This window comes from Microbacterium sp. AC035 (assembly GCF_979258485.1).
Genome location: NZ_OZ409858.1, coordinates 1,821,528 through 1,838,790 on the forward strand (window position 1 = coordinate 1,821,528; position 17,263 = coordinate 1,838,790).

29 protein-coding genes are annotated in these 17,263 nt (G+C 65.2%); 1 reads left to right on the forward strand and 28 read right to left on the reverse strand.

Features of this window, described 5'->3' with window-relative positions; all coding sequences use genetic code 11:
• The first annotated feature begins 52 nt into the window (after positions 1-52).
• On the forward strand, positions 53-1,624 hold the full coding sequence (locus ACZ0AA_RS08885) for an AMP-binding protein (protein WP_400866012.1): 1,572 nt from the start codon (positions 53-55) through the stop codon (positions 1,622-1,624).
• Between the two features lie 68 nt (positions 1,625-1,692).
• Here ACZ0AA_RS08885 and rplQ read toward each other — a convergent pair whose 3' ends face one another.
• The 28 genes from rplQ to rplD form a co-directional block, all read right to left on the reverse strand.
• The gene (rplQ, locus tag ACZ0AA_RS08890) at positions 1,693-2,223 is read right to left on the reverse strand and encodes a 50S ribosomal protein L17 (RefSeq protein WP_400866015.1); all 531 of its coding nucleotides are present in this window, start codon (positions 2,221-2,223) and stop codon (positions 1,693-1,695) included.
• 63 nt (positions 2,224-2,286) lie between these two features.
• On the reverse strand, positions 2,287-3,276 hold the full coding sequence (locus ACZ0AA_RS08895) for a DNA-directed RNA polymerase subunit alpha (protein ID WP_042538798.1): 990 nt from the start codon (positions 3,274-3,276) through the stop codon (positions 2,287-2,289).
• Between the two features lie 135 nt (positions 3,277-3,411).
• Positions 3,412-3,810 (reverse strand): 30S ribosomal protein S11, encoded by a 399-nt coding sequence (gene rpsK / locus ACZ0AA_RS08900; RefSeq protein ID WP_042538796.1) that lies wholly within the window; start codon positions 3,808-3,810, stop codon positions 3,412-3,414.
• A gap of 32 nt (positions 3,811-3,842) precedes the next feature.
• A complete protein-coding gene (gene rpsM, locus ACZ0AA_RS08905) occupies positions 3,843-4,217 on the reverse strand; it encodes a 30S ribosomal protein S13 (protein WP_042538794.1) in 375 nt (124 codons plus the stop codon).
• 155 nt (positions 4,218-4,372) lie between these two features.
• Positions 4,373-4,489, reverse strand: a complete 117-nt coding sequence (rpmJ, locus tag ACZ0AA_RS08910) for a 50S ribosomal protein L36 (protein ID WP_033106073.1) — start codon at positions 4,487-4,489, stop codon at positions 4,373-4,375.
• Positions 4,490-4,553: 64 nt separating this feature from the next.
• A complete protein-coding gene (infA, locus tag ACZ0AA_RS08915; protein WP_017201569.1) occupies positions 4,554-4,775 on the reverse strand; it encodes a translation initiation factor IF-1 in 222 nt (73 codons plus the stop codon).
• A 181-nt stretch (positions 4,776-4,956) separates the two neighbouring features.
• Entirely contained in the window at positions 4,957-5,616 is a 660-nt protein-coding gene (locus ACZ0AA_RS08920; protein ID WP_400866020.1) for a DsbA family protein, read from the reverse strand.
• A gap of 157 nt (positions 5,617-5,773) precedes the next feature.
• Entirely contained in the window at positions 5,774-6,622 is an 849-nt protein-coding gene (gene map / locus ACZ0AA_RS08925; RefSeq protein WP_463512699.1) for a type I methionyl aminopeptidase, read from the reverse strand.
• Between the two features lie 10 nt (positions 6,623-6,632).
• Positions 6,633-7,229, reverse strand: a complete 597-nt coding sequence (locus ACZ0AA_RS08930) for an adenylate kinase (protein WP_400866026.1) — start codon at positions 7,227-7,229, stop codon at positions 6,633-6,635.
• Positions 7,226-8,548: a preprotein translocase subunit SecY gene (gene secY, locus ACZ0AA_RS08935; RefSeq protein ID WP_042538786.1), complete on the reverse strand. Its 1,323-nt coding sequence runs from the start codon at positions 8,546-8,548 to the stop codon at positions 7,226-7,228. Before secY ends, ACZ0AA_RS08930 begins: the two co-directional genes overlap by 4 nt.
• A 101-nt stretch (positions 8,549-8,649) precedes the next feature.
• Positions 8,650-9,276: a 50S ribosomal protein L15 gene (gene rplO / locus ACZ0AA_RS08940; protein WP_311259485.1), complete on the reverse strand. Its 627-nt coding sequence runs from the start codon at positions 9,274-9,276 to the stop codon at positions 8,650-8,652.
• Entirely contained in the window at positions 9,276-9,461 is a 186-nt protein-coding gene (rpmD, locus tag ACZ0AA_RS08945) for a 50S ribosomal protein L30 (RefSeq protein WP_042538783.1), read from the reverse strand. The genes rplO and rpmD overlap by 1 nt, the downstream gene beginning before the upstream one ends.
• On the reverse strand, positions 9,461-10,156 hold the full coding sequence (gene rpsE / locus ACZ0AA_RS08950; protein WP_072591671.1) for a 30S ribosomal protein S5: 696 nt from the start codon (positions 10,154-10,156) through the stop codon (positions 9,461-9,463). The genes rpmD and rpsE overlap by 1 nt, the downstream gene beginning before the upstream one ends.
• Positions 10,153-10,512, reverse strand: coding sequence for a 50S ribosomal protein L18 (gene rplR, locus ACZ0AA_RS08955; RefSeq protein ID WP_042538778.1), 360 nt, complete (start codon positions 10,510-10,512; stop codon positions 10,153-10,155). The genes rpsE and rplR overlap by 4 nt, the downstream gene beginning before the upstream one ends.
• Positions 10,513-10,514: 2 nt before the next feature.
• Positions 10,515-11,051 (reverse strand): 50S ribosomal protein L6, encoded by a 537-nt coding sequence (gene rplF, locus ACZ0AA_RS08960; RefSeq protein ID WP_042538776.1) that lies wholly within the window; start codon positions 11,049-11,051, stop codon positions 10,515-10,517.
• 6 nt (positions 11,052-11,057) lie between these two features.
• Positions 11,058-11,456, reverse strand: coding sequence for a 30S ribosomal protein S8 (gene rpsH, locus ACZ0AA_RS08965; RefSeq protein ID WP_140037891.1), 399 nt, complete (start codon positions 11,454-11,456; stop codon positions 11,058-11,060).
• 120 nt (positions 11,457-11,576) lie between these two features.
• The gene (rplE, locus tag ACZ0AA_RS08970; RefSeq protein WP_042538772.1) at positions 11,577-12,167 is read right to left on the reverse strand and encodes a 50S ribosomal protein L5; all 591 of its coding nucleotides are present in this window, start codon (positions 12,165-12,167) and stop codon (positions 11,577-11,579) included.
• Positions 12,167-12,526 carry a 50S ribosomal protein L24 gene (gene rplX, locus ACZ0AA_RS08975; protein WP_140037892.1) on the reverse strand — a complete coding sequence of 120 codons (360 nt, stop codon included), beginning with the start codon at positions 12,524-12,526 and terminating at the stop codon, positions 12,167-12,169. Before rplX ends, rplE begins: the two co-directional genes overlap by 1 nt.
• Positions 12,527-12,529: 3 nt before the next feature.
• Positions 12,530-12,898 carry a 50S ribosomal protein L14 gene (rplN, locus tag ACZ0AA_RS08980; protein WP_042538766.1) on the reverse strand — a complete coding sequence of 123 codons (369 nt, stop codon included), beginning with the start codon at positions 12,896-12,898 and terminating at the stop codon, positions 12,530-12,532.
• Entirely contained in the window at positions 12,895-13,212 is a 318-nt protein-coding gene (gene rpsQ / locus ACZ0AA_RS08985; RefSeq protein WP_045264643.1) for a 30S ribosomal protein S17, read from the reverse strand. The genes rplN and rpsQ overlap by 4 nt, the downstream gene beginning before the upstream one ends.
• Positions 13,212-13,529 carry a 50S ribosomal protein L29 gene (rpmC, locus tag ACZ0AA_RS08990; protein ID WP_017829202.1) on the reverse strand — a complete coding sequence of 106 codons (318 nt, stop codon included), beginning with the start codon at positions 13,527-13,529 and terminating at the stop codon, positions 13,212-13,214. Before rpmC ends, rpsQ begins: the two co-directional genes overlap by 1 nt.
• Positions 13,529-13,948 carry a 50S ribosomal protein L16 gene (gene rplP, locus ACZ0AA_RS08995; RefSeq protein ID WP_042538761.1) on the reverse strand — a complete coding sequence of 140 codons (420 nt, stop codon included), beginning with the start codon at positions 13,946-13,948 and terminating at the stop codon, positions 13,529-13,531. Before rplP ends, rpmC begins: the two co-directional genes overlap by 1 nt.
• The gene (rpsC, locus tag ACZ0AA_RS09000) at positions 13,948-14,703 is read right to left on the reverse strand and encodes a 30S ribosomal protein S3 (protein ID WP_042538759.1); all 756 of its coding nucleotides are present in this window, start codon (positions 14,701-14,703) and stop codon (positions 13,948-13,950) included. Before rpsC ends, rplP begins: the two co-directional genes overlap by 1 nt.
• The gene (gene rplV / locus ACZ0AA_RS09005; RefSeq protein ID WP_042538756.1) at positions 14,703-15,101 is read right to left on the reverse strand and encodes a 50S ribosomal protein L22; all 399 of its coding nucleotides are present in this window, start codon (positions 15,099-15,101) and stop codon (positions 14,703-14,705) included. The genes rpsC and rplV overlap by 1 nt, the downstream gene beginning before the upstream one ends.
• 25 nt (positions 15,102-15,126) lie before the next feature.
• A complete protein-coding gene (gene rpsS, locus ACZ0AA_RS09010) occupies positions 15,127-15,408 on the reverse strand; it encodes a 30S ribosomal protein S19 (RefSeq protein ID WP_017829205.1) in 282 nt (93 codons plus the stop codon).
• 12 nt (positions 15,409-15,420) lie between these two features.
• On the reverse strand, positions 15,421-16,260 hold the full coding sequence (gene rplB, locus ACZ0AA_RS09015) for a 50S ribosomal protein L2 (RefSeq protein WP_042538755.1): 840 nt from the start codon (positions 16,258-16,260) through the stop codon (positions 15,421-15,423).
• Between the two features lie 20 nt (positions 16,261-16,280).
• Entirely contained in the window at positions 16,281-16,604 is a 324-nt protein-coding gene (gene rplW, locus ACZ0AA_RS09020; protein ID WP_042538754.1) for a 50S ribosomal protein L23, read from the reverse strand.
• Entirely contained in the window at positions 16,601-17,263 is a 663-nt protein-coding gene (rplD, locus tag ACZ0AA_RS09025) for a 50S ribosomal protein L4 (protein WP_140037894.1), read from the reverse strand. Before rplD ends, rplW begins: the two co-directional genes overlap by 4 nt.

A 17,263-nucleotide genomic window follows, 5' to 3' on the forward strand; every position in this document is an offset into this window, starting at 1 on the left:
CACTGGATCGCATCAGACGACGTCGTCGATGACCCGGATCGAAGGAGATCTCATGGTGCGCAGTTCCTATCCCGATGTCGAGATCCCTGAGGTCTCGATCCACGACTTCCTGTTCGGCGACGTCGAGGAGGACCGCCTCGACGCGATTGCGATCGTCGACGGCGTCAGCGGTGCGACGACGACCTATCGCCAGCTGATCGCACAGATCGACCTGTTCGCCGGCGCACTCGCTGCACGCGGAGTGGGCGTCGGGACGAAGGTGGGCGTGCTGTGCCCCAACATCCCCGCGTTCGCGACGGTCTTCCACGGCATCCTTCGCGCGGGGGCGACGGCGACCACGATCAACTCCCTCTACACGCCCGAGGAGATCGCGAATCAGCTGACGGATGCCGAGGCGACGTGGCTCATCACCGTCTCACCGCTGCTCGCCGGGGCGAAGGCGGCGGCCGCGGCCGTCGGACTCGACGACGACCACGTGATCGTCCTCGACGGCGCAGACGGGCATCCGTCGCTGCCCGCCCTGCTCGGCGAGGGCCGTACCGCCCCCGAGGTGAGCTTCGACCCGGCGACGCATCTCGCCGTGCTCCCCTATTCCTCGGGCACGACCGGCAGGCCCAAGGGCGTCATGCTCACGCACCGCAACCTGATAGCCAACGTCAGCCAGTGCCGCTCCACGATCTCGCTCGGCGACGACGACCGCGTGCTCGCCGTCCTGCCGTTCTTCCACATCTACGGCATGACAGTGCTGCTGAACTTCGCGCTGCGCCAGCGTGCGGCTCTCGTCACCATGCCCAGGTTCGATCTCACGGACTTCCTCCGCGTCGTCCAGGAGCACCGCACCAGCTGGGTCTTCATCGCACCGCCCATCGCCGTCGCGCTCGCGAAGCATCCGCTCGTCGACCAGTACGACACCTCGGCGATCAAGGTCATCTTCTCAGGGGCCGCTCCGCTCGACGGGACGCTGGCATCAGCGGTGGCGACCCGCCTCGGATGCACGGTGTGCCAGGGGTACGGCATGACGGAGACGAGCCCGGTCACCCATGCGATCCCCTACGACCGCCCGGACATCGACCGCTCCTCGGTCGGCCTGCTGCTCGCCGGCACCGAGGCGCGGCTCGTCGCGGAGGACGGCAGCGACGTCGATGCGCCGACCGAGGGCGTCAGCGCTCCGGGTGAGCTGCTCATCCGCGGCCCCCAGGTCATGGCCGGCTACCTCAACAGGCCGGATGCCACGGCCGAGATGCTCGACACCGACGGCTGGCTGCACACCGGCGACGTCGCGACCGTGACGCACGACGGCATCTTCCGCATCGTCGACAGGCTCAAGGAGCTCATCAAGTACAAGGGCTACCAGGTGGCGCCGGCCGTCCTCGAGGCGGTGCTGCTCGAGCACCCGTCCATCGCCGATGCGGCGGTCATCGGCGCGCCCGACGCCGACGGGCAAGAGGTCCCGAAGGCGTTCGTCGTGGTGCAGCAGGGAGCGGAGCTCGATGCGGATGCCGTGATGGCCCACGTGGCGGCGCATGTCGCCCCTCACGAGAAGGTGCGGCAGGTCGAGTTCATCGACGCCATCCCGAAGTCGGCATCCGGAAAGATCCTGCGCAAGGATCTGCGCACACGCTGAGCCTCTCCGAAATGAAGAAGCCCGCCGTCCCTTTCGGGGCGGCGGGCTTCTTCGAACGAGCGAGCTGCTTACTCGGACTTGTTCTCGACGGCGTCCTCGGCGGCAGCCTCGGCTGCCTCTCCCTCGGCCTGCGACTCGGCACCGGCGTCGGTGGTCTCTTCTGCCGGAGCCTCCTCGACGACCTCGGCGGGCTTCTCAGCCTTGGCAGCCTTCTTGGTGGACTTCGCCTTGGGGGTGACGGGCTCGAGAACGAGCTCGATCACGGCCATGGGGGCGTTGTCACCCTTGCGGTTGCCGACCTTCGTGATGCGGGTGTAGCCACCCTCACGGTCTGCGACCAGCGGAGCGATCTCGGTGAAGAGCACGTGTCCGGCGTCCTTGTTGGAACGCAGCACGGTCATCGCACGACGACGCGAGTGCAGGTCGCCGCGCTTGCCGAGCGTGATGAGACGCTCCGCGAGCGGACGCAGGCGCTTGGCCTTGGTCTCGGTCGTCTTGATCGACTTGTGGATGAAGAGCTGCGCCGCGAGGTTGGCAAGCAGCAGACGCTCGTGTGCGGGGCCGCCTCCGAGGCGGGGACCCTTAGTGGGCTTGGGCATATCTCACTCCTGGTCAGGAAAGGTCGGGTCAGCTGGCCTCTGCCAGATGACAATCCGGGTGGGTCAGAAGGACTCGTCTTCGCTGCCGCCGTAGAAGTGGGCGCCGTCGAAACCGGGCACCGAATCCTTGAGCGACAGACCGAGCGAGATGAGCTTGTCGCGCACCTCGTCGACCGACTTCTGGCCGAAATTGCGGATGTTCATGAGCTGCGTCTCCGACAGGGCGACGAGCTCGGAAACAGTGTTGATGCCCTCACGCTTCAGGCAGTTGTACGAGCGGACCGAAAGGTCGAGGTCCTCGATCGGCATCGACAGCTCGCTGGAGTTCACTGCCTCCACCGGTGCCGGGCCGATCTCGATGCCCTCAGCCTCGACGTTCAGCTCGCGAGCGAGACCGAACAGCTCGGTGAGCGTCTTCGCAGCCGAAGCGACGGCGTCGCGGGGGCTGATGGCGGACTTGGTCTCGACGTCGAGGACGAGCTTGTCGAAGTCGGTGCGCTCACCCGCACGGGTGGCGTCGACGCGGTAGCTGACCTTGAGCACCGGCGAGTAGATCGAGTCGATCGGGATCTGACCGGCCTCGGCGTACTCGTTGCGGTTCTGCGTCGCCGAGACGTAGCCGCGGCCACGCTCGATCGTGAGCTCGAGCTCGAACTTCGCGGTCTCGTTGAGCGTCGCGATGACGAGCTCGGGGTTCTGGACCTCGACACCGGCCGGAGCCGAGATGTCAGCGGCGGTCACTTCGCCCGAACCGGTCTTGCGCAGGTAAGCCGTGATGGGCTCGTCGCGCTCCGACGAGACCACGAGCTGCTTGATGTTGAGGATGATCTCGGTGACATCCTCCTTCACGCCGGGGATGGTGCTGAACTCGTGCAGCACGCCGTCGATGCGAACGCTGGTGACCGCGGCGCCGGGGATCGACGACAGCAGGCTGCGGCGAAGCGCATTGCCGATCGTGTATCCGAAGCCGGGCTCCAGAGGCTCGATGATGAACCGGCTACGGTTCTCGACGATCTTTTCCTCGGTCAGTGTGGGACGCTGTGCAATAAGCACTCTGTGTTCCTTTCGATCACATGCCCGCTATATGACATGTGGTGGGGTGAGGTTTTGAGTTTTGGAAGTCGATGCCCGCGCTGGCGGGCGTCGAGCCGCTCGGCCCCGAAGGACCGAGCGGCTCAACAAGCCGGATCAGACGCGGCGGCGCTTCGGCGGGCGGCAGCCGTTGTGCGCCTGCGGGGTGACGTCCTGGATCGAGCCGACCTCGAGGCCGGCGGCCGTCAGCGAACGGATCGCGGTCTCGCGACCAGAGCCCGGTCCCTTGACGAAGACGTCGACCTTCTTGACGCCGTGCTCCTGCGCCTGACGGGCAGCCGACTCGGCGGCCAGACCAGCGGCGTAGGGGGTCGACTTGCGCGAGCCCTTGAAGCCCACACCACCCGACGATGCCCAGCTGATGACAGCGCCGGACGGGTCGGTGATCGAAACGATGGTGTTGTTGAACGTCGACTTGATGTGGGCATGGCCCAGCGCGATGTTCTTCTTTTCCTTGCGGCGCGGCTTGCGCGCGGCGGCCTTGGGTGCAGCCATGAAAGTGTTCTCCTAGTCCCTGGGGGCCGCGCTTAGCGGGCCTTCTTCTTGCCTGCGACGGTGCGCTTCGGGCCCTTGCGGGTACGGGCGTTGGTCTTGGTGCGCTGACCACGGACCGGGAGGCCACGACGGTGGCGGACGCCCTCGTAGGAGCCGATCTCGACCTTGCGGCGGATGTCTGCGGCGACCTCGCGGCGCAGGTCACCCTCCACCTTGTAGGTGCCTTCGATGTAGTCGCGGAGGGCGATCAGCTGGTCATCGCTGAGGTCCTTCACGCGGATGCTCTCGTCGATCTCCGTAGCCTTGAGGATCTCGACCGAGCGGGTACGGCCGACGCCGTAGATGTAGGTAAGGGCGATCACCACGCGCTTATCGCGCGGGATGTCAACGCCGGCAAGACGTGCCATGCGGTTCTCCTGGGTGTTGTGGAGGTGTGGAGCAGGATCGGTGCTCGGGCCTCCGCCCCGAGGTGTCCCCCACTCGCGTGGGATCTGATCCTGCCGTTGTGTGTATTGAGTTGTGAGTCAGATCCGAAGAGTCCGCCGGCAGCGCCGACGGGCGCTCAGCCCTGGCGCTGCTTGTGGCGCGGGTTGCTCTTGCAGATGACCATGACGCGGCCGTGACGGCGGATCACCTTGCAGTGATCGCACATGGGCTTGACGCTGGGGTTGACCTTCATGATGTTTCCTATTCGCTGTCTTCACCGGGCAGGCAGAGTGCCTGGGGTGTTACTTCTCGACCGATCAGCGGTAGCGGTAGACGATTCGTCCACGGGTGAGGTCGTAGGGGCTGAGCTCCACGACCACGCGGTCTTCGGGGATGATGCGGATGTAGTTCTGCCGCATCTTGCCTGAGATCGTTGCAAGGACCTTGTGTCCGTTGGAGAGCTCAACGCGGAACATCGCGTTGGGCAGAGCCTCGGAGATCACGCCCTCGATCTCGATGACACCGTCTTTCTTAGCCATAGCCTCGCTGACGCTTCTGCAGACCGGTCGATCTGCGGTGGGTGATTGGATTGCGGTGCTTTCTGCCGATTCAGACACGCCGAATCAAGGCGCAAGGCACCAAGGATCTATGTTATCCGACAACGGGAGTTCCGGCAACCTGAGCAGGATGCCGGAACTCTCGTGAGGCGAATGGAGGAGATCAGCCGAAGATCTTGGCGAACTCCGTCTGGATCTCGCTGTTCTCGATGCGGGTGCCGTTGATCTCCACGGTCGGCGTTCCCGAGATCTCGTGGGCCTTCGTCTGCGACTCCGCGAACTTGTTGTACGTCCCGTCCGCGATGCAGTCTGCGGCAGCTCCGGCACCGGCCTGCTCGGCGAGAGCACTCAGCTCGTCGGCGCTGAGCCCGGCGGAGTTCTCCTCCGGCTGGTTCGCGAAGAGCAGGTTGAAGTAGTCGAGGGTCGAGTCGGGGGCCTCCGACGCGACGCAGTACATCGAGCCCGCCGACAGCGACGAGAACTCCCCTGTCGTGGAGAGACGGTTGAGGATCGACACCGGGTGGATGTTCAGGGTGATCTGGTTGTCAGCCGCGGCGGCCTGCAGCTGCTCGCCGTAGGCGTCCTCGAACTGACCGCACACGGGGCACATGAAGTCGACGTAGGTGTCGATCTCGTCCTCACCCGTTCCGAATGAGATGGCGCCCGTCTCCTCGTTGACGATGGAGCTCTGCGGTGCCGTGCCCGGCGCGGTGGCCTGGTTGTTCAGGAACACGACGACGAAGGCGAGCACGGCGAGCACGACCACCACTGCCGCCGAGACGCCGATAACGAACCAGTTGGTGTTGCTCTTCGCGGCTGCCATTGCTTTCCGTTTCTGTCGAGGCCCGCCCGCGGCGGGCCCGGCCTGAAGTCTTCGGGTGCATGCGCACCCATACACCCATTGTGCCCGGAGAAACCTATGTGCGCGTTGTGATCGCGCGCAGGATCGCAGATCCTGTGCAGTTGGCTGCGCGCTGAGATCAGGCGATCGGCACAGGCGTCACGCCGAATGGCGCGAGGCCCGCTGCTCCCCCGTCGGGTGCGGTGAGAACCCAGATGCCGTCAGAGTGCACGGCGACGCTGTGCTCCCAGTGCGAGCCGTCGGTGCCGTCGACCGTCGAGACGGTCCAGTCGTCGTCCTCGACGAAGGTCTCATCGCTTCCGGCGGTCACCATCGGCTCGATCGCCAGCACGAGACCGGGCTTGACCTCTGCGCCGGGATCGGGGGTGCGGTAGTTGAAGACGCTCGGCGCCTCGTGCATCTTGCGACCGATGCCGTGGCCCACGTACTCGCGAAGGATTCCGTAGGTCTCGCCCGAGACCGCTGACGGGCCCTGAGCCTCGATGTAACCCTGGATGGCGGCGCCGATGTCACCGAGATGGGAAGCGGACGCCATTGCGGCGATACCGGCCCACATCGAGCCCTCTGTCACGCGCGAGAGCTCCTGCCGCTGCGCGACGAGCTCGGGGCGCGTGTCGTCGGGGACGACAACGGTGATCGCGCTGTCACCGTTCCATCCCTGGAACTGCGCACCGCAGTCGATCGACACGATGTCGCCTGCCTGCAGGATCCGCTCACCGGGGATGCCGTGCACGACCTCTTCGTTGACCGAGATGCACGTGGTGTGGCGGTAGCCGCGAACGAGCTGGAAGTTCGATTCCGCGCCGCGCGCCAGGATCACGCGATTCGCCTCGGCGTCGAGCTCGAGGGTCGTGACACCGGGGCGGATCAGCGGCCGGACGGCGTCCAGCGCCGCGGCCGTGATGAGGCCGGGCTCGACCATCGCCCGCAGCTGAGCGGGGTTCTTGTAGATCGACTTGCGGAACATCGTGCGATGTTCAGGCCGCGAGGCGCAGGCCGCGAGCCACGAGAGCCGCGAAGACGCGCTCGGTGATCTCGTCGAGCGAGCCGACGCCGTCGATGCGATCGACGATGCCACGGGGGCCGTAGACCTCGAGGATCGGGGCCGTCTCGTGCTCGTAGATGTCCAGGCGGTGCGCGATGGCCTCGTCGGTGTCATCAGAACGGCCCTGCTCGGCCGCACGGAGCTTCAGACGCTCGATGCTCTCCTCGCGCGGAACGTCGAGAAGGATGACGGCGTCCAGCGATTCGCCACGTCCGGCGAGGAACGCGTCGAGGTGCTTCACCTGAGCGGCGTTGCGCGGGTAGCCGTCGAGGAGGAAGCCGTTCGCCGCGTCGTCCTGCGACAGACGATCGCGCACGATCTCGCTGGTCAGTTCGTCGGGAACGAGGTCGCCCTTGTCGAGGACGGCCGTGACCTGCTGGCCGAGCGGCGTGCCCTCTTTGATGTTCGCGCGGAAGATGTCCCCGGTCGAGACGACCGGGATGCCGTACGACTCGGCGATGCGGACACCCTGGGTGCCCTTGCCGGAGCCCTGCGGACCGACGATGAGGAGACGAGCTGATCGAGTCATCGGAGGAGCCCTTCGTAGTGACGCTGCTGCAGTTGCGCGTCGATCTGCTTGACCGTCTCGAGACCGACACCCACGATGATGAGGATCGACGCGCCTCCGAACGGGAAGTTCTGGTTGGCGCCGACGGTGGCGAGAGCAATCAGCGGGATCAGCGCGATGAGGCCGAGGTAGATCGACCCTGGCAGCGTGATGCGGGTGAGCACGTAGTCGAGGTACTCGGCGGTGGGACGACCGGCACGGATGCCGGGGATGAACCCGCCGTACTTCTTCATGTTGTCTGCGACCTCGACCGGGTTGAAGGTGATCGCGACGTAGAAGTACGTGAAGCCGATGATCAGCAGGAAGTACACCGCCATGTAGATGGGGCTGTTGCCGGTCGTGAAGTTCGCGCTGATCCAGGTGACCCATGCGGCCGGCTCCGAGCCGTCCTGCGGGGTGTTGAACTGCGCGATGAGCGCAGGGATGTACAGCAGCGACGAGGCGAAGATCACGGGGATCACGCCCGCCATGTTGACCTTGATCGGGATATAGGTGTTCGTGCCGCCATAGGTGCGGCGACCGACCATGCGCTTCGCATACTGCACAGGGATGCGCCGCTGCGACTGCTCTACGAAGACGACGAGCGCCATCACGATGATTCCGACGAGGAGCACCAGGAGGAAGACCTCGAAGCCCTTGCTCTCCCAGATGAGCCACATGGCGCCGGGGAAGGTGGCGGCGATCGAGGTGAAGATGAGGAGCGACATGCCGTTGCCGATGCCGCGCTCGGTGACGAGCTCTGCGAACCACATGATCAGGCCGGTGCCCGCGGTCATCGTCATGATCATGAGCAGCTGCGCCCACCACACGTCGTTGGTGAGGAGGTTCTGGCACGCGGCGATGTCGGTCGTGCCGAAGAGCTGACCGCTGCGGGCCACCGTGACGAGCGTGGTCGACTGCAGCAGCGCCAGCGCGATCGTCAGGTAGCGCGTGTACTGGGTCAGACGGGCCTGGCCGGCCTGGCCTTCCTTGTGCAGGGCCTCGAAGTGCGGGATGACCACACGGAGGAGCTGCGTGATGATCGTCGCGGTGATGTATGGCATGACACCGAGCGCGAAGATCGAAAGCTGGAGGAGCGCGCCACCCGAGAACAGGTTGACGAGCCCGAGGAGTCCCTCTGTCCCGGAGTTCAGCGCGAGGCACTCCTCGACGTTCGGGAAATTCACGAACGGAGCAGGCACATTCGAGCCGAGCCGGTAGATGGCGACGATGGCGAGGGTGAAACCGATCTTCCGACGCAGGTCGGGCGTGCGGAAGATCCGCGCGATGGCGCTAAACAAGGACGTCCTCCTGAAAGGTTGCCGATCCCTGAAGGACGGCTGAAAGAACAGGCTAACCCATAAGAGGGGCCGGAGAATCTCCGACCCCTCTCATGAAGTGGTTACTTGACGGATCCGCCGGCCGCCACGATCTTCTGCTCGGCAGAACCCGAGACCTTGTCGACCGCTACGGTGAGCTTCACGGCGATGTCGCCGTTTCCGAGAACCTTGACCTTCTCGTTCTTGCGAACGGCACCCTTGGCGACCAGGTCGCCGATGGTGACATCGCCACCCTTGGGGTACAGCTCCGCGAGCTTCTCCAGGTTCACGACCTGGTACTCGACGCGGAACGGGTTCTTGAACCCGCGCAGCTTCGGGGTGCGCATGTGCAGAGGCATCTGCCCACCCTCGAACCCGACGCGAACGGTGTTGCGAGCCCTCGTGCCCTTGGTGCCGCGACCCGCGGTCTTACCCTTGGAACCCTCACCGCGACCGACACGGGTCTTCGCGGTGTTGGATCCGGGGACCGGACGCAGGTGGTGCACCTTCAGCACGCCGGGACGGGATGCCGGAGCATCCTTCTTCGGCGCAGCCTTCTTCGCAGCGGGCTTCTTGACGGCGTCGGCCTTGGCCGAAGACGCCTTCGCAGGAGCCTTCTTGGCGGCGGGCTTCTTGTCGGCTGCGGCCTTGGGAGCGGCAGCCTTCTTCGGGGCCTTCTCGGCCTCGACGGCTTCGTTCTTCTCAGCCATTAGTCGATCTCCTCAACCTTGACGAGGTGGGCGACGGTCTTGACGTAACCGCGCGTCTGCGCGTCGTCGGGGCGAACGGTGCTGTCACCGATGCGCTTCAGACCGAGGCTGCGCAGCGTGTCACGCTGGTTCTGCTTCTCGCTCACCTTGGATTTGACCTGCGTGACCTTCAGGCGCGCAGCCATCAGGCACCTACCTTCTGTGCGGCGATGGCGTCAGCCTCCGCACGGACGAGACGCGCGGGTGCGACCTGGTCGAACTCGAGGCCACGACGTGCGGCGACCGCACGGGGCTCCTCGAGCATCTTCAGGGCCGTCACCGTGGCGTGCACGATGTTGATCGTGTTCGACGAGCCGAGCGACTTCGACAGCACGTCGTGGATGCCGGCGCACTCGAGCACGGCGCGAACCGGACCACCGGCGATGACACCGGTACCGGCAGCGGCCGGACGGAGCAGGACGACGCCTGCTGCGGCCTCACCCTGCACGGGGTGCGGGATGGTGCTGCCGACGCGCGGAACGCGGAAGAAGTTGCGCTTCGCCTCTTCGACACCCTTCGAGATCGCCAGAGGGACCTCGCGGGCCTTGCCGTAGCCGACGCCCACCAGACCGTTGCCGTCACCGACGACCACGAGAGCGGTGAAGCTGAAGCGACGACCACCCTTCACGACCTTCGAGACGCGGTTGATGGTGACCACGCGCTCGAGGAACTGGTTGTCCCCACGGTCGCGGGAGTTGCGGTCACGGCCACCCTGGTTGCGGTCGCTACGGCCGCCGCGGCGGTTGTCGCGCTGAGACGGCTCTGCCTGCGTGGTGCCGGTGGCAGTCTCGGAAGTGGCAGCTGCCGCTTCGGTCACTTCGTTCTCCTTGTTGTCACTCACAGTGCCAGACCCCCTTCGCGGGCGCCGTCGGCGATGGCGGCGACACGACCGGCGTAGCGGTTGCCGCCACGGTCGAACACTGCCTCGGAAACGCCGGCAGACTTCGCACGCTCGGCGAGAAGCTCGCCGACCTTGCGGGCCTTGGCGGTCTTGTCACCCTCGAGCGAACGCAGGTCGGTCTCGAGCGTCGATGCCGACGCCACGGTGTGACCCTTGCTGTCGTCGACAAGCTGCACGAAGACGTGGCGAGCCGAACGGTTGACGACGAGACGCGGACGCGACTCGGTGCCGACGACCTTCTTGCGAAGGCGGGCATGACGACGCGCGCGGGCGTCAGACTTTGACTTGAGAGCCATGGTTACTTACCACTCTTTCCGGCCTTGCGACGCACGATCTCGCCGGCGTAACGCACACCCTTGCCCTTGTACGGCTCGGGCTTGCGGATCTTGCGGATGTTCGCAGCTGCCTCGCCGACAGCCTGCTTGTCGATACCACTGACCGTGAGCTTGTTGGTGCCCTCGACCGTGAGCGTGATACCGGCGGGCGGGTCGATGAGGACCGGGTGCGAGAAGCCGAGGGCGAACTCGACCGAGCTGCCCTTCTGCGCCACGCGGTAACCGGTTCCGACGACCTCGAGACCCTTGGTGTAGCCCTGGGTCACGCCGATGATGTTGTTGTTGATGAGCGTGCGGGTCAGGCCGTGAAGCGACCGGGACTCGCGCTCGTCGTCGGGGCGGGTGACGAGAACCTGGTTCTCCTCGACCGCGACCTCGATGGGCTTGGCGACCGTCAGGGTGAGCTCACCCTTGGGGCCCTTCACCGCGACCTCACGGCCGTCGACCGAGATGGTCACGCCCGCGGGAACGTCGATGGGAAGTCGTCCAATACGCGACATTTTCGATTACCACACGTAGGCGAGAACTTCTCCGCCCACGCCCTTCTGCTCTGCCTGACGGTCGGTGAGAAGACCGGAGGAGGTGGACAGGATGGCCACGCCGAGTCCGCCGAGGACCCTGGGCAGCTCGGTGGACTTCGCGTACACGCGGAGGCCGGGCTTCGACACGCGCTTGATGCCCGCGATCGAACGCTCACGGTTGGGACCGTACTTGAGCTGCAGGGTGAGGTTCGTGCCGACGCGAGCGTCAGACGTCTCCCATCCGGCGATGTAGCCCTCCTGCTGGAGGATCTCTGCGATGTGCGTCTTGAGCTTGCTCGACGGCAGGGTCACGGAATCGTGATGCGCCGAGTTCGCGTTGCGCAGACGGGTCAGCAGATCTGCGACCGGGTCTGTCATTGTCATTGTTGTTTTCCTTTGTTCATGAGGTTCCGGCTGCCGTTACACGACAGACGGCCTGCGATGACACGCAATCTTCAATTGTACGGGATCGGGCGGGGCGCTGTGCGCCCCGCCCGAAACCGCTTACGCCTTGGCGTCTTCCGTACGGAAGGGGAAGCCGAGGTGACGCAGAAGTGCGCGACCTTCATCGTCCGTCTTCGCGGTCGTGACGACAGTGATGTCGAAACCGCGGACCCGGTCGATCTTGTCCTGATCGATCTCGTGGAACACGCTCTGCTCCTGGAGACCGAAGGTGTAGTTGCCGTTCCCGTCGAACTGCTTGCCCGACAGGCCGCGGAAGTCGCGGATGCGGGGCAGAGCGAGCGAGACGAGACGGTCCAGGAACTCCCACGCACGGTCGCCACGGAGGGTGACGTGTGCGCCGATGGCCTGGCCCTCGCGCAGCTTGAACTGCGCGATCGACTTGCGAGCCTTCGTGACGAGCGGCTTCTGACCGGTGATCTTGGTGAGATCGTCGATCGCGCCGTCGATCACCTTGCTGTCGCGGGCCGCTTCACCGACACCGGTGTTCACGACGACCTTGACCAGACCAGGGATCTGCATCACGTTGGTGTAGCCGAACTCATCCTGCAGCTTCTGCTGGATCTCGGCCTTGTACTTCGCCTTCAGGCGGGGCTGGATCTTGCCAGCCACCGCAGCGTCGGTGGTTGCCATCAGAGGTCCTTACCTGACTTCTTCGCGTACCGCACACGAACGGTGCGCTTGACGCCGTCCTTGGTCTGCTCCTCGACCCGGTGGCCGACCTTGGTCGGCTTCTTGGTCGAGGGGTCGACGAGTGCGACGTTCGAGATGTGGATGGAGGCCTCGACAGTCTCGAGGCCGCCCGTCTTGGTGCCACGCTGCGTCTGACCGACGCGCGTGTGCTTGGTGACGTAGTTCACGCCTTCGACGATGATGCGGTTCTTCTCGGCCAGGATCTCGAGGACCTTGCCCTGCTTGCCGCGATCTCCGCCACGCTCCTGCGTCGCTCCGGTGATGACCTGAACCAGGTCACCCTTCTTGATCTTCGCCATGACTTAAATAACCTCCGGCGCCAGCGAGACGATCTTCATGAACTTCTTGTCACGAAGCTCGCGACCGACCGGTCCGAAGATACGGGTGCCGCGGGGCTCCCCGTCGTTCTTCAGGATCACGGCGGCGTTCTCGTCGAACTTGATGTACGAGCCGTCGGGACGACGCGTGGACTTGACCGTACGGACGATGACGGCCTTGACCACATCGCCCTTCTTGACGTTTCCGCCCGGGATCGCGTCCTTGACGGTCGCGATGATGGTGTCACCCAGACCGGCGTAACGACGGCGCGAGCCGCCGAGCACACGGATGGTGAGCAGTTCCTTCGCGCCGGTGTTGTCGGCGACCTTGAGGCGGGATTCCTGCTGGATCACTTGGCCTTCTCCAGAATCTCAACCAGACGCCAGCGCTTCGTGGCGCTGAGCGGGCGGGTCTCGTTGATCAGGACGAGGTCGCCGATGCCGGCGGAGTTCGCCTCATCGTGCGCCTTGACCTTCGAGGTGCGGCGGATGACCTTGCCGTAAAGCGGGTGCTTCACGCGGTCCTCGACCTCGACCACGATGGTCTTGTCCATCTTGTCGCTGACGACGTAGCCACGACGCGACTTGCGGTACCCACGGGCATCCGCATCGCGAACATCGTGTGCTGCGTGCTCAGCCTCGACGGCAGCTTCCTTCTTGGTGGCCATCACTCAGCCTCTTCCTTCACGGCGTCGTCAGCGGAGTCCGCCTTCTTCGCCTTCGACTTGGTCGCCTTCTTGGCCGGAGCCTCGACGGGAGCGGGCGTCGCGCGGATGCCCAGCTCACGTTCGCGGATCACGGTGTACAGGCGCGCGATGTCGCGCTTGACGGCGCGGATGCGGCCGTGGCTCTCCAGCTGGCCGGTGGCCGACTGGAAACGGAGGTTGAACAGCTCCTCCTTGGCCTTACGCAGCTCCTCAACGAGGCGCTGGTCTTCGAACGTGTCGAGCTCTGCCGGAGCGAGCTCCTTGGTGCCGATCGCCATTACGCGTCGCCCTCCTCGCGCTTGATGATGCGTGCCTTGAGAGGCAGCTTGTGAATGGCACGGGTCAGTGCCTCGCGAGCGAGTTCCTCGCTCACGCCTGAGACCTCGAAGAGGACGCGACCCGGCTTGACGTTGGCGACCCACCACTCGGGGGAACCCTTACCGGAACCCATGCGGGTCTCGGCAGGCTTCTTCGTGAGGGGACGGTCAGGGTAGATGTTGATCCACACCTTGCCGCCACGCTTGATGTGACGCGTGACCGCGATACGAGCGGACTCGATCTGACGGTTCGTCACGTAGGCAGGCGTAAGAGCCTGGATCCCGTAGTCGCCGAAGGAGACCTTCGTGCCACCAGTCGCCTGGCCGCTGCGACCGGGGTGGTGCTGCTTACGGAACTTGACCTTGCGGGGAATAAGCATCAGGCAGACGCTCCTTCTGCGACAGGGGCCTCGTTGCGCGGCGCGCGGCGACGGTCGCCGCCACGGTCGTCACGACGGGACTTCGGTGCGTTGGCCTGCTCGCGAGCAAGCTCCTTGTTGGTCAGGTCACCCTTGTAGATCCAGACCTTCACGCCGATGCGGCCGAAGGTGGTCTTCGCCTCGTAGAAGCCGTAGTCGATGTTCGCGCGCAGCGTGTGCAGCGGCACACGACCCTCGCGGTAGAACTCCGAGCGGCTCATCTCGGCGCCGCCGAGGCGGCCGGAGACCTGGATGCGGATGCCCTTGGCGCCAGCGCGCTGCGCGCCCTGGAGACCCTTGCGCATCGCACGACGGAACGCCACGCGAGCAGAGAGCTGCTCGGCGATGCCCTGTGCGACGAGCTGAGCGTCAGCCTCGGGGTTCTTGACCTCGAGGATGTTCAGCTGGATCTGCTTGCCCGAGAGCTTCTCGAGGTCGCCGCGGATGCGCTCGGCCTCGGCGCCACGACGACCGATCACGATGCCCGGACGGGCGGTGTGGATGTCGACGCGGACGCGGTCACGGGTGCGCTCGATCTCGATGTTCGAGACACCGGCGCGGTCGAGCTGCGTCTTCAGCAGGTTGCGGATCTTGATGTCCTCGGCGACGTAGTCGGCGTAACGCTGACCGGGCTTCGTCGAGTCCGAGAACCAACGCGACACGTGGTCCGTGGTGATGCCGAGGCGGAAGCCGTACGGGTTTACTTTCTGTCCCATTACTTGCTCGCCTTCTTGTTGCTGTCGCTTGCAGCGGCCGGAGCCGCCTCAGGCGTCGAGAGCACGACCGTGATGTGGCTCGTGCGCTTCTTGATCTGGAAAGCGCGACCCTGTGCACGGGGGCGGAAACGCTTGAGCGTCGTGCCCTCGTCTACGTAGGCGTTAGCCACGTACAGGTCCTGCTCGTCGAGGTACTCGCCGTCACGATCCGCCTTGACCTGCGCGTTGGCCATGGCCGACGCGACAAGCTTGTAGATCGGCTCACTGGCGCTCTGCTGTGCGAACTTCAGGATCGCCAGAGCCTCCTGGGCCTGCTTGCCCTTGATGAGCGCGACGACACGACGAGCCTTCTGAGGGGTCACGCGGATGTGTCGCACGCGTGCGATGGACTCCACCATTTCTCTCTCCTCTATCGCCACCGCGTCAGCGGCGGCGGCCCTTCTTGTCGTCCTTCTCGTGGCCGCGGAAGGTGCGGGTGGGCGCGAACTCGCCCAGTTTGTGACCGACCATGGTCTCGGAGACAAACACAGGAATGTGCTTGCGACCGTCGTGGACCGCGATCGTGTGACCCAGCATGGCCGGGATGATCATGGACCGGCGAGACCAGGTCTTGATGACGTTCTTGGTGCCGGCTTCGTTCTGCACGACCACCTTGCGAAGCAGGTGATCGTCGACGAAGGGGCCCTTCTTAAGACTGCGAGGCATCTTCTCTTACTCCTACTTACGCTTCTTGCCGGCGTTACGACGACGCACGATGTACTTGTCGCTTTCCTTGTTGGCGTGACGGGTACGACCCTCAGCCTGGCCCCACGGGGAGACGGGGTGACGTCCACCGGACGTCTTGCCCTCACCACCACCGTGCGGGTGGTCGACCGGGTTCATCGCGACACCACGGACGGTCGGGCGGACGCCCTTCCAGCGCATGCGGCCGGCCTTGCCCCAGTTGATGTTCGACTGCTCGGCGTTGCCGACCTCGCCGATGGTCGCGCGGCAGCGCGAGTCGACGTTGCGGATCTCGCCCGAGGGCAGACGCAGCTGGGCGAAGTTGCCATCCTTGGCGACGAGACGGACGGATGCACCGGCCGAACGTGCCATCTTCGCGCCGCCACCGGGACGGAGCTCGATCGCGTGGATGACGGTACCCGTCGGGATGTTCTTCAGCGGGAGGTTGTTGCCCGGCTTGATGTCGGCACCAGCACCCGACTCGATGACGTCGCCCTGCTTCAGCTTCGCCGGGGCGAGGATGTAGCGCTTCTCACCGTCGAAGTAGTGCAGCAGCGCGATGCGCGCCGTGCGGTTGGGGTCGTACTCGATGTGAGCGACACGGGCGTCGACGCCGTCCTTGTCATTGCGACGGAAGTCGATGACACGGTACTGGCGCTTGTGGCCACCACCGATGTGGCGGGTCGTGATGCGGCCCTGGTTGTTGCGACCACCGGTCTTCGAGAGCGGGCGCAGCAGCGACTTCTCCGGCGTCGATCGGGTGATCTCGGCGAAGTCAGCCACCGACGAGCCGCGACGGCCCGGGGTCGTGGGCTTGTACTTGCGAATAGCCATTATTGTCCTTATCCCCCGGATCAGCCGATTGCCGTGAAGATGTCGATGGTGCCCGACTTCAGGGTCACGATGGCACGCTTGGTGTCCTTGCGCTTGCCTGCGCCGAAGCGGGTGCGACGAGCCTTGCCGACGCGGTTGAGGGTGTTGACCCCAGCGACCTTGACGCCGAAGATCTTCTCGATGGCGAGCTTGATCTCGGTCTTCGAAGCGCGCGGGTCGACGAGGAAGGTGTACTTGCCTTCATCGATGAGACCGTAGCTCTTCTCGGACACGACCGGCTTCAGGATGATGTCGCGCGGGTCCTTGTTCAGGGCCGTCTGGAGAACAGCTGCCTGCTCGCTCATGCGGAGACCTCCTGGTTGGCGCCGGACTTGGAGGCGATGAAGCCCTCGAGCGCGGCCTGGGTGAAGACGATGTCGTCGGAGACGAGCACGTCGTAGGCGTTGAGCTGGTCGAACGTCAGCACGTGCAGGTTCGACAGGTTGCGGATGCTCTTCAGCGTCACATCGTCGTTGCGCTCGATGACGACGAGCACGTTCTTCGACGAGACGACGTTGGTGAGGAAGTTCACCGCGGTCTTGGTCGAAGGCGTGCCGTTGATCCCGAAGGACTCGATGGCGTGGATGCGGTCACCGCGGAAGCGGTCGCTGAGCGCGCCCAGGAGGGCGGCGGCGATCATCTTCTTGGGGGTGCGCTGCGAGTAGTCGCGCGGCTTGGGGCCGTGCACGATTCCACCGCCGGTCATGTGCGGCGCGCGGATCGAGCCCTGACGGGCGTTACCCGTGCCCTTCTGCTTGAAGGGCTTGCGGCCTGCACCCGAGACCTCACCGCGACGCTTGGTCGAGTGGGTTCCCTGGCGAGCCGCCGCGAGCTGCGCGACGACGACCTGGTGGATGAGCGGGATGTTCGTCTTGGCGTCGAACAGCGCGGCGGGAAGCTCGATCGAGCCAGCCTTCTTGCCGTCTGCGTTGAGGACGTCAAGCGCGAGAGTGGAGTCAGCCAT

Excerpts from the sequence above, each read along its gene's own strand:
- rpsC (WP_042538759.1), bottom strand. The coding sequence starts at position 14,703 with ATGGGACAGAAAGTAAACCCGTACGGCTTCCGCCTCGGCATCACCACG.
- rpmJ (WP_033106073.1), bottom strand. The coding sequence starts at position 4,489 with ATGAAGGTCAACCCCAGCGTCAAGCCCATGTGCGATCACTGCAAGGTG.
- rpsQ (WP_045264643.1), bottom strand. The coding sequence starts at position 13,212 with ATGGCCACCAAGAAGGAAGCTGCCGTCGAGGCTGAGCACGCAGCACAC.
- map (WP_463512699.1), bottom strand. The coding sequence starts at position 6,622 with ATGTTCCGCAAGTCGATCTACAAGAACCCCGCTCAGCTGCGGGCGATG.
- rplP (WP_042538761.1), bottom strand. The coding sequence starts at position 13,948 with ATGCTTATTCCCCGCAAGGTCAAGTTCCGTAAGCAGCACCACCCCGGT.
- rpsK (WP_042538796.1), bottom strand. The coding sequence starts at position 3,810 with ATGGCTGCACCCAAGGCCGCCGCGCGCAAGCCGCGCCGCAAGGAAAAG.
- rplO (WP_311259485.1), bottom strand. The coding sequence starts at position 9,276 with ATGGCTGAGAAGAACGAAGCCGTCGAGGCCGAGAAGGCCCCGAAGAAG.
- rpsM (WP_042538794.1), bottom strand. The coding sequence starts at position 4,217 with ATGGCACGTCTTGCCGGCGTTGACATCCCGCGCGATAAGCGCGTGGTG.
- ACZ0AA_RS08920 (WP_400866020.1), bottom strand. The coding sequence starts at position 5,616 with ATGGCAGCCGCGAAGAGCAACACCAACTGGTTCGTTATCGGCGTCTCG.
- rpmD (WP_042538783.1), bottom strand. The coding sequence starts at position 9,461 with ATGGCTGCGCGCCTGAAGGTCACGCAGGTCAAATCCAAGGTGAGCGAG.
- rplE (WP_042538772.1), bottom strand. The coding sequence starts at position 12,167 with ATGGCAACCACCGACGCTGCGGTGGCTGGCAAGATCCAGCCCCGCCTG.
- rplX (WP_140037892.1), bottom strand. The coding sequence starts at position 12,526 with ATGGCGAAGATCAAGAAGGGTGACCTGGTTCAGGTCATCACCGGAGCG.
- rplF (WP_042538776.1), bottom strand. The coding sequence starts at position 11,051 with ATGTCGCGTATTGGACGACTTCCCATCGACGTTCCCGCGGGCGTGACC.
- rpsS (WP_017829205.1), bottom strand. The coding sequence starts at position 15,408 with ATGCCTCGCAGTCTTAAGAAGGGCCCCTTCGTCGACGATCACCTGCTT.
- infA (WP_017201569.1), bottom strand. The coding sequence starts at position 4,775 with ATGGCTAAGAAAGACGGTGTCATCGAGATCGAGGGCGTGATCTCCGAG.
- ACZ0AA_RS08930 (WP_400866026.1), bottom strand. The coding sequence starts at position 7,229 with ATGACTCGATCAGCTCGTCTCCTCATCGTCGGTCCGCAGGGCTCCGGC.
- rplD (WP_140037894.1), bottom strand. The coding sequence starts at position 17,263 with ATGGCTGACTCCACTCTCGCGCTTGACGTCCTCAACGCAGACGGCAAG.
- rpsH (WP_140037891.1), bottom strand. The coding sequence starts at position 11,456 with ATGACAATGACAGACCCGGTCGCAGATCTGCTGACCCGTCTGCGCAAC.
- rplW (WP_042538754.1), bottom strand. The coding sequence starts at position 16,604 with ATGAGCGAGCAGGCAGCTGTTCTCCAGACGGCCCTGAACAAGGACCCG.
- rplB (WP_042538755.1), bottom strand. The coding sequence starts at position 16,260 with ATGGCTATTCGCAAGTACAAGCCCACGACCCCGGGCCGTCGCGGCTCG.
- rplR (WP_042538778.1), bottom strand. The coding sequence starts at position 10,512 with ATGGCTCTCAAGTCAAAGTCTGACGCCCGCGCGCGTCGTCATGCCCGC.
- ACZ0AA_RS08885 (WP_400866012.1), top strand. The coding sequence starts at position 53 with ATGGTGCGCAGTTCCTATCCCGATGTCGAGATCCCTGAGGTCTCGATC.
- rpmC (WP_017829202.1), bottom strand. The coding sequence starts at position 13,529 with ATGGCGATCGGCACCAAGGAGCTCGCTCCGGCAGAGCTCGACACGTTC.
- rplQ (WP_400866015.1), bottom strand. The coding sequence starts at position 2,223 with ATGCCCAAGCCCACTAAGGGTCCCCGCCTCGGAGGCGGCCCCGCACAC.
- rplV (WP_042538756.1), bottom strand. The coding sequence starts at position 15,101 with ATGGTGGAGTCCATCGCACGCGTGCGACACATCCGCGTGACCCCTCAG.